This window comes from Thioalkalivibrio versutus (assembly GCF_001020955.1).
GTDB lineage: Bacteria > Pseudomonadota > Gammaproteobacteria > Ectothiorhodospirales > Ectothiorhodospiraceae > Thioalkalivibrio > Thioalkalivibrio versutus.
Window position 1 is genome coordinate 2267313 of the sequence record NZ_CP011367.1, and the last position, 11750, is coordinate 2279062.

The 11750-nt window shown below is 65.9% G+C and carries 11 protein-coding genes; all 11 read right to left on the reverse strand.

Features of this window, described 5'->3' with window-relative positions; translation table 11 throughout:
* Positions 1–61: 61 nt before the first annotated feature.
* Entirely contained in the window at positions 62–868 is an 807-nt protein-coding gene (locus TVD_RS10475) for a tetratricopeptide repeat protein (protein WP_047251565.1), read from the reverse strand.
* 174 nt (positions 869–1042) lie between these two features.
* Positions 1043–1522 (reverse strand): ribosomal protein S18-alanine N-acetyltransferase, encoded by a 480-nt coding sequence (gene rimI, locus TVD_RS10480; protein WP_018168436.1) that lies wholly within the window; start codon positions 1520–1522, stop codon positions 1043–1045.
* Between the two features lie 91 nt (positions 1523–1613).
* Complete coding sequence (locus TVD_RS10485; protein ID WP_047251566.1) at positions 1614–2357, reverse strand: uracil-DNA glycosylase; 744 nt, start codon at positions 2355–2357, stop codon at positions 1614–1616.
* 4 nt (positions 2358–2361) lie between these two features.
* On the reverse strand, positions 2362–3192 hold the full coding sequence (pssA, locus tag TVD_RS10490) for a CDP-diacylglycerol--serine O-phosphatidyltransferase (protein WP_018176075.1): 831 nt from the start codon (positions 3190–3192) through the stop codon (positions 2362–2364).
* Positions 3189–3863, reverse strand: coding sequence for a phosphatidylserine decarboxylase (locus TVD_RS10495; protein WP_018168433.1), 675 nt, complete (start codon positions 3861–3863; stop codon positions 3189–3191). The genes pssA and TVD_RS10495 overlap by 4 nt, the downstream gene beginning before the upstream one ends.
* A 61-nt stretch (positions 3864–3924) precedes the next feature.
* On the reverse strand, positions 3925–4941 hold the full coding sequence (gene ilvC / locus TVD_RS10500; protein ID WP_018176076.1) for a ketol-acid reductoisomerase: 1017 nt from the start codon (positions 4939–4941) through the stop codon (positions 3925–3927).
* Positions 4942–5026: 85 nt separating this feature from the next.
* Positions 5027–5521, reverse strand: coding sequence for an acetolactate synthase small subunit (ilvN, locus tag TVD_RS10505; RefSeq protein ID WP_018143980.1), 495 nt, complete (start codon positions 5519–5521; stop codon positions 5027–5029).
* A 22-nt stretch (positions 5522–5543) separates the two neighbouring features.
* Positions 5544–7262, reverse strand: a complete 1719-nt coding sequence (ilvB, locus tag TVD_RS10510; protein ID WP_047251567.1) for a biosynthetic-type acetolactate synthase large subunit — start codon at positions 7260–7262, stop codon at positions 5544–5546.
* 330 nt (positions 7263–7592) lie between these two features.
* Positions 7593–9176, reverse strand: coding sequence for an endonuclease MutS2 (locus TVD_RS10515; protein WP_018938862.1), 1584 nt, complete (start codon positions 9174–9176; stop codon positions 7593–7595).
* Positions 9177–9311: 135 nt separating this feature from the next.
* Positions 9312–10481, reverse strand: a complete 1170-nt coding sequence (locus TVD_RS10520) for an aldo/keto reductase (protein ID WP_047251568.1) — start codon at positions 10479–10481, stop codon at positions 9312–9314.
* A 246-nt stretch (positions 10482–10727) separates the two neighbouring features.
* Positions 10728–11621, reverse strand: coding sequence for a hypothetical protein (locus TVD_RS10525; protein WP_047251569.1), 894 nt, complete (start codon positions 11619–11621; stop codon positions 10728–10730).
* Positions 11622–11750 lie beyond the last annotated feature (129 nt).

Sequence of the window (11750 nt, forward strand, 5' to 3'; positions counted from 1 at the left end):
GCCCAACATGCAAACGGCCCCGAAAAACGGGGCCGTTTGCATGGGTTCCGGCGCTGCCCGATCAGCGCGCCGAGGCCGCCTGAAGCGCGGCGTTCTGTTCCTTGAGGCGCCCCTGGGCAGTCACCAGGTCACGGTTGTTCATGCGGGTCTCCAGCGAGGCCAGGCGTTCCCGGTCGTCCGCCATGCTGTACCAGACATGCGCCTGCACCAGATCACGTTCGACCCCGCGACCGTTCTGGTGCAGGCGACCCAGCCCGATCTGGGCATGCCGGTAGCCCTGCTCCGCTGCAGCGGTATACCAGCGCGCGGCGGCGGCCGGATCACGCGTGGTGCCCCGACCATTCTCGTGCATCAGCCCCACATAATACTGCGCGGCAGGCAGTCCCTGATCTGCCGCCTTGCCCAGCCACTCGAGTGCGGCGGCCGGATCCTGCTCGCCATTGGCCAGATGGCTGCCCAGCCAGTACTGGGCATCGGCATGACCCAATTCCGCCGCGCGTGAGTAATGTTCGTGACTGCGTTCGGCGTCGGCCGAGGTGCCCTTGCCGGTCGCGAAGAGGTAACCCAGATAGTAATGCGCACTGGCGTGGTCGGCATCCGCAGCGCGAGCAAACCAGCGCAGGGCCTGATCGTAGTCCACCGCCGTGCCGCGCCCGGCGTAGTTCGCCATGCCCACGTCGAACATCGCCGCCGTATTGCCCTTCTGTGCGTTGCTTTCACGGATCTCGTACCAGACTTCCAGCAGCTCCTGCTGGCGCTCGGCCTCGTCGTAGCCGAAGGCCTGCTGGGCATGGGCAAGCCCTCCGGTAGCCAAGAGCGGCAGCGCCAGGGGGAGCGAAACAAACAATGCACGTAGGGATCGGGACATGGGTTACCTCATCCGGAGTCGGGGCCAATACCGAGTTCGATCATAGACCCGGGGGGTGACCGTCACAACGCGGAGGTCCCGGGACGAGAACCCAAGGCGGCAAAACCCGACCGGGTTACGGATTTTGCACCCGACGCTGTGACTGACTTCACACTCCGGCGCTGAACCGACGAGTCAAGACCCGGCGGGCGCGGCGCAGCGACGCGTCAGCACCCAGGCATCCTCGCGGCCGCTGGGGAGCGGGTAATAGCGCGGACGGGTGCCGATATGCTCAAAACCCTCGGAGCGGTAGAGCTGCACCGCCGCCACATTGGATGGGCGCACCTCGAGGAACAACGCCTCTGCATCCTGACTGCAGACATAGTCAAACAGGCGACGGACCATGAAACGGCCAAGCCCGTTGCCCTGCCAGCGCGGGTCCACCGTAAGGTTGAGCAGGTGGGCCTCGCCGGCGGCCACCGTCAGCACACTATGCCCCACCTGGCGACCATCCACCGCCAGCACCCAGCAGTCGTAACCCACCCGCAGGCAGTCCTCGAAGATGCGGGCGGTCCAGGGGTACACATAGGCCTCGCGCTCCACGCGCATCACGCCTTCCACATCGGCCACCTGCATGCGGCGCAACTCGGGCTGGACGCGGGGTTCGGCACTCATGACGCAGGCTTCTCCAGCAGCAGTGAAGGAAAGGACGGGGCGAGGTGTCGTTGGTTCGGAACCCGGCGACTCGGCCAAGGTTCCCAATCCCTCAATCAGTGAGCGGTTCTGACAGACAGGTCCGGGCGCGCTGCAGGTCCTGCCAGGCACGGGCCTTGTCACCCGGCTTTCGCAGCAGGTAGGCCGGATGGTAGGTCACGATCAGAGGAACGCCCTGGTAGCGCTGCTCCGTGCCACGCAGCCGACCGAGAGGCTCGTCCGTCGCCAGCAAGGCGTGGGCCGCTACACGCCCCAGCGCCACAATGACCTCCGGCTGGATCAGTTCGATCTGGCGATCGAGAAACCCGCGGCAGGCCGCGGACTCCTGGGGTTTCGGGTCACGGTTTCCGGGCGGGCGGCACTTCAGCAGATTAGCGATGAAGACATCGCGGCTCCGGTCCAGGCCCAGCGCCAGCAGCATGTTGTCCAGCAGCTGCCCCGCACGACCCACGAAGGGCTCGCCACGGCGGTCCTCTTCCGCACCCGGGGCCTCGCCGACGAACAGCCAGCGCGCGCGCGGGTCGCCCACCCCGAACACGGTCTGCGTGCGTTCGCGGGCCAGCTCGACGCAGGCATGGCAGCCACGCACCCGCGCCTCCAGGGCCTCCCAGTCCAGGGTATCGACCGCGGCGCCCGGCGCCCCGGCATCCACGACCTCGGCGTGCTCGCCCGCCACAAGGGCGGATTCCGCCGGAAGCGCCGCGGCCTCGGTCTTGTCCTCCAGCGCGATGCGCGAGCGCCACACCGGAATGCCCATGTCCGCGAGGATGCGGCGCTGGCGCACCGACAGCGACACGCGGCTACTCCCCCGACGGCGCCCGGCGACGATGCCGGCGCCAGCGCTCCAGGGTCAGCAACGGTCCGGACAGGGCATAGATGACGAAGGCCGCCAGCAGGACCTTGGGCGGATCCAGGGCCAGCAGCATCAGCGCCAGCACCACCCCGACAATCGCCAGGAAAGGCACCCGGTGCTTGAAGTCCATGTCCTTGAAGCTGAAGTAGGTCAGGTTGCTGACCATTGCCGCCCCGGCGAGCACGGTGACCACCAGGATGCCCACCAGATAGGGGTCGGCCAGCTCCGCCGGGATGCCCCAGTCCTCCAGCACCCAGACCATGCCCACCAGGATCGCGGCGCTGGCGGGGCTTGGCAGCCCCTGGAAAAAACGCTTGTCGCTGACCGCGAGCCGGCTGTTGAAGCGCGCCAGCCGTAGCGCCGCGGCCGTGGCAAAGAAGAACGCCGCCACCCAGCCGAAGTTGCCGAGGTCGTGCAGTTGCCAGAGGTAGACCACCAGCGCCGGGGCCACACCGAAGGACACCAGATCCGACAGCGAGTCGTACTGCGCGCCGAACTCGCTCTGGGTATCGGTCATGCGCGCGACGCGGCCATCCAGGGTGTCCAGCACCATGGCCACGAAAATCGCGATGGCGGCGGTGATGTATTCGCCGTTGATCGCGGAGACGATGGCGAAGAACCCGGAGAACAGCACCCCGGTGGTGAACAGGTTGGGCAGCAGATACACCCCGCGCCGGCGCCGGCGATGGGGCGGCTGGTCGTCAGCGACGGTATCCTCGCCCTCGATGTAGTCCGGCTCGGGATCCGTCCGTCGGTCGCCTTCGTCCCCTGCACTCATTGCAGCACCTCCGCCGCGCTCTCGTCGTCCCCGGTCGCCTCGGATTCGGGTAACCCGCCGAGCAAGGCCGAACCCGCCAGGACCCGCTGCCCCGGCTCGACCATCACCTGCGCGCCGACCGGCAGCCAGACCTCGAAGGTACCACCAAAGCCGGCGAAGCCCATGCGCTTGCCGCGTCCCAGGCGGTTGCCAGGGACGTTGTTCTGCATGCGCACCATGCGGGGCCAGTGATCGACGCTGAGTGCCAGGGTCAGCCGGGTGCCCTCGTCGGTCTCCAGCGCATAGGCCAGACGCCCCTCCAACTGGGCATCCGGCGCCTCGTCGGTCTCCTTGCCGGGCCAGACCCGTTCGCGAATTTCGGCCTCCTGCGGGGCGTGCACGTTGTATTCGCCCAGGCGGCGCTGACGCAGGCGGATGCAGACCGCCGGCTTTTTCGTAAACGGATCCCGGGTCTCGGTAATCGACTCGATGGTGCCATCGGCCGGGGCGATCACGCCCAGGGCCGGTGCCGGGGCCTTGCGCCGCACGTTCCGGAACAGCCCCATCAGGGCCACGGTGAGGATCACCATGAACAGGCCCAGCTCCGCCTCCCCGACCAGCAGCGTAATCACCGTCATCCACGCGGCGATGATGACGAACAGACGGCCTTCGGGAGCTAGCGGAAACAGCATCGGGTGCTCGAGAGAGAGGACGCCCTGCGACAGACCGGAATGTCCATCGCAGGGCCTCGCATCAGTTGCGGGACTTGTCGACCAGCTGGTTGGCCGTGATCCACGGCATCATGGAGCGCAGACGCTCGCCGACCTGCTCGATCTCGTGGGCGGCGTTCAGGCGTCGGTTGGCGGTCATCGACGGGTAGTTCATCGCGCCTTCCAGGATGAACTGCTTGGCGTACTCGCCGTTCTGGATGTTGCGCAGGGCCTCGCGCATGGCCCAGCGCGACTCTTCGTTGATCACCTTCGGGCCGGTCACGTACTCGCCATATTCGGCATTGTTGGAGATCGAGTAGTTCATGTTGGCGATGCCGCCCTCGTACATCAGGTCGACGATCAGCTTGAGCTCGTGCAGGCACTCGAAGTAGGCCATCTCCGGTGCATACCCCGCCTCGGTCAGGGTCTCGAAGCCCGCCTTGACCAGTTCCACGGCCCCGCCGCAGAGCACGGCCTGCTCGCCGAACAGGTCGGTTTCGGTCTCGTCCTTGAAGCTGGTCTCGATGATGCCAGTACGCCCGCCGCCGATCGCCGAGGCGTAGGACATCGCGATATCGCGCGCCTTGCCGGAGGCGTCCTGCTGGATGGCGATCAGATCGGGGATGCCGCCGCCACGCACGAACTCGGAACGCACGGTGTGGCCCGGGGCCTTGGGCGCGATCATGATCACGTCCAGGTCCTTGCGCGGCTCGATCTGGTTGTAGTGGATCGCGAAGCCGTGGGCGAAGGCCAGGGTCGCGCCCTGCTTCAGGTTCGGCTCCAGCACATCGCGGTACAGCGCGGCCTGGTACTCGTCCGGGGCCAGCACCATGATCAGGTCGGCGCCGGCGGTCGCGACATCGACATCGGCCACCGTCAGGCCGGCCTCTTCGGCCTTGGCGCGCGAGCTGGAGCCTTCGCGCAGGCCGACGGTCACGTCCACGCCGGAGTCCTTCAGGTTGTTCGCATGGGCGTGGCCCTGCGAACCGTAGCCGATGATGGCCACCTTCATGCCCTTGATGATGGAGAGATCGGCGTCTTTGTCGTAGTAAAGATTCATCGCAATTTCCTTGATATCAGCCCCCAGCGGGGCCCATGGCAAACAAACGGGCCCCGCCCCCGCAACGGGGGCCGGGCCCGGGGATTCAGATTTGCAGGGCGACGTCGCCCCGGGCGATGCCCATCACGCCGGAGCGCACGACCTCCAGGACAGTAAACGCGTCGAGGGCCACGAGGAAGGCGTCCAGCTTGGAGCCCTCGCCGGTGATCTCGATCACGTAGCTGTCATGGGCCACGTCGATGATCCGGCCGCGGAAGATATCCGCCAGGCGCTTGACCTCCTCGCGCTCGGCGGCCTCCGGCACACGCACCTTGACCAGCGCCATCTCGCGCTCGATGTGCGGATAGGCGGTCATGTCCAGCAGCTTGATCACGTCGATCAGCTTGTTCAGCTGCTTGGTGATCTGCTCGACGATCTCGTCGGAACCGCTGGTGACGATGGTCATGCGCGACAGCGACGGGTCGTCGGTCGGCGCGACAGTCAGTGATTCGATGTTGTAACCACGCGCGGAGAACAGTCCGGCCACCCGCGAGAGGGCACCGGATTCGTTTTCCAGCAGGACACTAATGATATGACGCATACGGCTCTTCCCTGTACCCGGCTCAGACCAGGATCATTTCGTTCTGGCCGGCACCGGCCGGGATCATCGGATACACGTTCTCGGACTGGTCGGTAATGAAGTCCATGAACACCAGGCGGTCCTTCTGCGCCAGGGCCTCCTTGATCGCACCCTCGACGTCGCCCGGCTGGGTGATCTGGATACCGACGTGGCCATAGGCCTCGGCCAGCTTCACGAAGTCCGGCAGCGCATCCATGTAGGACATGGCGTAGCGGCCCTGATAGAAGAACTCCTGCCACTGCCGGACCATGCCCAGGTAGCGGTTGTTCAGGTTCAGGATCTTCAGCGGCAGCTGGTACTGGAAGCAGGTCGACAGCTCCTGGATACACATCTGGATGCTGGCCTCGCCGGTAATGCAGCCCACCGTCGCCTCCGGATGCGCGAACTGCACGCCCATCGCAAACGGCAGACCCACGCCCATCGTGCCCAGGCCACCAGAGTTGATCCAGCGATTGGGCTTGTCGAAGCGATAGAACTGCGCCGCCCACATCTGGTGCTGACCGACATCGGAGGTCACGTAGGCATCGCCCTCGGTCAGTTCCCAGAACTTCTGCACCACGTACTGCGGCTTGATCAGCCCGGAGGTCTGGTCGTACTTCAGGCAGTCCTGCGCCTGCCATTCCGCGATCTGTTTCCACCAGGTGGCCAGGGCCTCGGCGTCCGGCTTGCCGCCGGCCTCGTTCAGGCCCTTGATCAGTTCGCGCAGCACCGGCTCCACCTCGCCGACGATCGGCACATCCACCTTCACGTTCTTGGAGATGGAGGACGGATCGACGTCCACGTGCACGATCTTCGCATGCGGACAGAACTTCTCGATATTGCCGGTCACGCGGTCATCGAAGCGCGCGCCAATGGCGATCAGCACATCCGCGTGGTGCATGGCCATGTTGGCCTCGTAGGTACCGTGCATGCCCAGCATGCCCAGGAACTGCTTGTCCGACGCCGGATAGCCACCCAGCCCCATCAGGGTGTTGGTGATCGGATAGCCCAGCTGGCGGGTGAACTCGGTCAGGGCCTCGGAGCCACGCCCCAGGATCACGCCGCCGCCGGTGTAGATCATCGGCTGCTTGGCCGACAGGATCAGGTCCACCGCCTTGCGGATCTGGCCGGTATGCCCCTTCGTGGTCGGGTTGTAGGAGCGCATGTGGATGCTCTCCGGGTACTCGAACACGCAGGTATCGGCCGTCACGTCCTTCGGGATATCGACCACCACCGGGCCGGGGCGCCCGGTGGTCGCCACGTAGAAGGCCTTCTTGATCGTGGTCGCCAGGTCCTTCACGTCCTTGACCAGGAAGTTGTGCTTCACGCAGGGACGCGTGATCCCCACGGTATCCACTTCCTGGAAGGCGTCGTTGCCGATCATGCTGGTCGGCACCTGGCCGGTGAACACCACCAGCGGAACCGAATCCATGTAGGCATCGGCAATCCCGGTAATCGCGTTGGTCGCGCCGGGGCCCGAGGTGACCAGGGCCACGCCCGGCTTGTAGGAGGACTTGGCATAGCCCTCGGCCGCGTGCACCGCACCCTGCTCGTGGCGCACCAGCACGTGGGAGACCTTGTCCTGCCGGTACAGCGCATCATAGATGTGCAATACCGCACCACCGGGATACCCGAATACGACTTCGACGCCCTCGGCCTGGAGGCTGCGACAGAAGATTTCGGCGCCGGTGATGGCGGTGGCGGAGCTTGCGGACTCGGACATGGTGGTCGACTTCCTTACCGGGGGCTTGTGCACGATCGTCGGGCGATCACGCACCACAAATCAAAATAGCCCACCATCCTAATATGAAATCGCCCCCATTTCACGCCATAAAGCGGATGGGCACGCGACAGACGTCGCGAGGAGCCAGCGATGTAGCCACCTGCAAACGGGGCTGGCTGACCCCGCCGGCCTGCCGGTCCCGCGAGATTGCCACGGCCCCTGGCGGGGCCTCGCAATGACGGGGTTGCGAGCACCGTCATTGCGAGGAGCGCAGCGACGTGGCGATCTTTTTGGGCGGCCCCGACGTCAAACCGAGCGGGCGCGGCAAGGTCAGCTGTGCTCGCCCCCGGCCTGCGCGGTGGGCAGCTCGGCAAAATGCTCGCGGGCCCGCGCCACCAGCTGCGGTGGCAGGCCGTTCTTCTCGGCGATGGTCAACCCGAAGGAGACCCCCGGCTCGCCGATCAGCAGCCGGTAGGTGGGCGACAGGGTATCCGCGTCGAACTGCATCGAGGCATTCACGATGCCCGCATGCTGCGCCGCGTAGTCCTTCAGCGGTGCCAGGTGGGTATTCACGATCCCGCGCGTACCGCGGGCGCGCAGCTCGTCCAGCATCGCCATGGCGAGGGCTGCACCTTCGTCGGGGTCGGTACCGGTACCCAGCTCGTCCAGCAGGATCAGGCTCTCGGAACCCGCATGGTCGAGGATCCGCTTGAGCACCTCCACATGTCCGGCGAAGGTCGACAGATGGTGGAACAGGCTCTGGTGATCACCGACATCGACCATGACCCGATCAAAACGACCGATGCGACAGTCCTGCTCGGCCGGGATATGCAACCCGCACCAGGCCATGGTGACCAGCAGGCCCAGGGTCTTCAGCGCGACTGTCTTGCCGCCGGTGTTCGGGCCGGTAATCAGCAACAGCGGCTGCTCGCCATCCAGGCGAATCGACAGGGGAACCGGCTGCGGGCCGTTCCCCTCGGCGAACTGCAACAGCAGCAGCGGGTGGTAGGCCTCGATCAGCTCCACGCCGGCCTCGGGCTCCAGCCTCGGGGCATGGGCATTCATCTGCGCCGAAAGCTGTGCGGCGGCCGAGGCCAGATCAATCCAGGTCAGCGCGGTCAGCATCAGGTCCAACGGCTCGCCATGCTGACGCACCCCATCGGTCAGCTCGCGCAACAGACGCTGCTGTTCGGTGTTGATCTGACTGTTGACCGTATCGAGCTGGTTGTTCAACGGGACCGCCTCGATCGGCTCCACGATCTGGTCGCGCCCACCCATCGCGGTGCCCCGACGCACACCCTTGACCGCCCCGGCCGCGTCGCCGCGCAGCACCATGACTGCGCGCTCCTGGTGCCACTGCACCTTCAGCGCATCCTCGCCCTTCTGCGCAAGATCGGAGTCCGCCAGGCGCTTTTTCACCACCGCCTCGACCTCGTCGCGCAGCCGCCCGCGCTGCCCGAAGGCCTCGACCAGCTCGGCGCTGGCGTCTTCGCGCAGCGAGCCGCCGGGGTTCAGGCAGGCGGCCAGGCGCTCTTCCAGCGCCTCGGGTGGGTACAGCTTGTTCAGGTCCGCCGGATAGATCTCCGGGGTGTCGGCCAATTGATCCGCCAGTTCACGGGCCTGGCGCATGATGACCTGGAGATTGTGCAGGGCCTGTACCGGCAGCGCCGCACCGGGGTTGGCCGCCTGGCGCAGCGCGGCACGCACGTCCGGCAGCTGGCCCAGCCGCGGCAGCGTGCCGGCATCCAGACGCTGGCGTGCGACGGTCACCGCCTTTTGCAGCGCCCGCGCCGCATCCAGGTTCGGCGCCGGTTCCAGCCCGCGCGCGGCGTCGGCGCCATAGGGCGTGGCAGTCAGGCGCTCCAGCAGACGCTGGATCGCGGGGAATTCGAGGGCCTTCAGATCAACCTGCATGGCATACCCTTGTGTATGAAATCTCCACCACCGCAGAGGCTCCGGAACCCTTGTAGGAGCCGGCTTGCCGGCGAAGCCCCTGCCAAAGTCGGACGCGGGCAGGGGCTTCGCGTGCAAGCACGCTCCTACAAGGCGTTATTCCTCCTCGGCCTTCTTGAACATACCGAGATAGGCCTTCTTGTCCATCATCGGCTCGCGCATCACCGCCAGCATGTCGTCCAGGTGTTCCGGCGTGCTCATGCCGACCAGCGAGGTGCCCAGACCCGGCGTGGAGCGGTTGAACTGCAACGCGCGCTGCGCCGGGTTGGGCAGGCTCGCCAGTTGCTGCTCGACCACCTCCACCGACTGTTTCGCCAGATGCCCCTTCAGCATGGAATGCGAGGCGATCATGTACACTTCCAGCTGGTGCGCGGCCTGCAGCGGGCTGGCCACATTGCCCTGCCCGGTCGCGGTGTTGAAGCGGGTAAAGCCTTCCAGCATCACCTGGTTGAACGGCAGCATGGCGATCTTGAAGTGGTGCCGCGCATGGTCGTCGCCGGTCACCGTCTGCGCGGCGCGTTCGGCCAGGCCCTGCATCGAGGTGAGCGACTGGAACACCGCCGCGTCGGTCTCCTCGCGGAAGCCCTCGAAGGTGGAGATGCCGTAGGTGCGGATCTTCTTTTCGAGTACCGCCCGCTCCAGCATCTCGAACACGGGCTCCAGCTTGCGGTTGGTCGGCTCCTTGCCGATCTCGTGGATGTGCACCTCGGGCTGGTCGATCAGGAACGCGTCCAGCGTCTCCACCCCCATCAGCGAGCGTGACAGCTCCATCTGGTAGTGGAGGTATTCCGGCGTCAGCAGATGCGCGCCCTTGGCCAGATCATCCTTCGTGCCCATGCCCTGGGCCTCGATCTCGCGCTGGAACCAGGCCTCCATGTCCTCCGGAGGCCCACCGCGCAGGGTCAGGAAGCCGCCCTTGGAGATCAGGAACATCGCCTCGCGCGCAACCCCGGCCTCCAGCGCGGTGCGCACACCGGCCCCCACCGCGGCCAGCGACCGGCCGTAGCGGTAGTGCGCGCCGGTATCGACCACGTTGACGCCCTCGGCCAGGCCACGCGCAACGATCGCGGAGATCTGCGCGTCGACCTCCGCGGTGGCTGCCCCGCCGAAGGTGCCGATCCCGAGGCTCGACAGGCGCATCTTCGCGCGCGAGAACTCGCTGTAATGCCCCTCGGCGGCCTTGCCCTCGGACACGAACTGCTCTGCGTAACGACGCGTCGCCTTGGCATTGGCGTATCCGGGTATCAGTTTCTGCACGGGCTGCATGCGTCTCCTCGATTGGTCGCGGGCCCCAGGTGACGGATTCCGGGATGCCCCGAACCCTCACCCACCCGATGTGGGGGAGAATCGTACGTCAGCGGACGGGATTTGCGAAAACCCGCAACGCGAGCGGGCCACTACCGGCGGCATTGTACGGCCGCACAAACACCCGCGCCCTGGCATGTGCCAGGGCGCGGGTCAGAGGCCGCCCCGAGCCGGAAGTCAGGGGGCGGCAGGGGAAACCAGCGGAGACTACAGGCCCGGGGCCGAATGCCGATAGCGGCGGAAGGCCCCCAGCATCACGAGCCCAAGCCCGATCAACCAGACCGGCCCCGGCAGCGGGACCTCAGTGGCGGTGGTGGAGAACCGACCGCTGAGATAGAGCTCCTCGAAGCCATTGTTCAGGTCGTCCATGAAGAAATCGATCCCGAACAGATAGCCCGCACCGGAGAACAGGCCGAGATCCATGGTCGGGGCAAACACGATGTAGTCCAGCTTGCCGCTTCCCTTGTTGGCATCGGCCTCGTACACCTCGCCCGATTCGCCAACCACCTGGACGTCGCCGGGCGAGAGAACCGGGCCGCCATTACCGTCGTCGAAGATCCAGCGAGCCACGCGTTCCCCGGTGACGGGGTCGTAGATGAAGACCTCGGCCTGGACGAACAGATCGGGGTTCCCCCCTGTCTGGTTGTGGTCGAAGATGAACGTGGGGATCGTGGCCCCCGGGTTGATCGCATCCAGGTACGCCAGCAGGTTGTCCACCAGCACGGGGCCATTGGCCTGGGTACCCAGTCCCCAGTTACCGGTGAAGTCGTTCGCGCCGCCACCCGGGAAGGGCATGGGATCTTCAAAATTGAAGCTACCGTCGGGCCCAACACCCTGATTGTTCTGACCACCCGCACCCGTGCCCACAATCAGGTCCAGCGTGCCGGTGCCCTGCCCGGTGTAGTTGGCCTGCGACAGGAAGCCCCACTGGTTCAGCAACGAGCCGGAGTAAGAATAGAAATCGTTGTACTGAATGGCGACCGGGATCCCGTCATAGGTCTCGTCGACGTCCGGAAGCTCGATAATGGCCGCGTTCGCCACCGAGCCTGCGAGCATTACGCCCGCTAGCACCACCACCTGCTTACTCCACCACTTGCGCATCACACTCACCTCCGGCTCCCGGCCTTTTGACCGCTCAGGGCGCCTTTCGCCCTCTCGACCAACTACGAAGCAAGACACACGCCAAAGCCGATAAGACCCTGTTTGATCGGGATTTCTTCTCAAACCCGA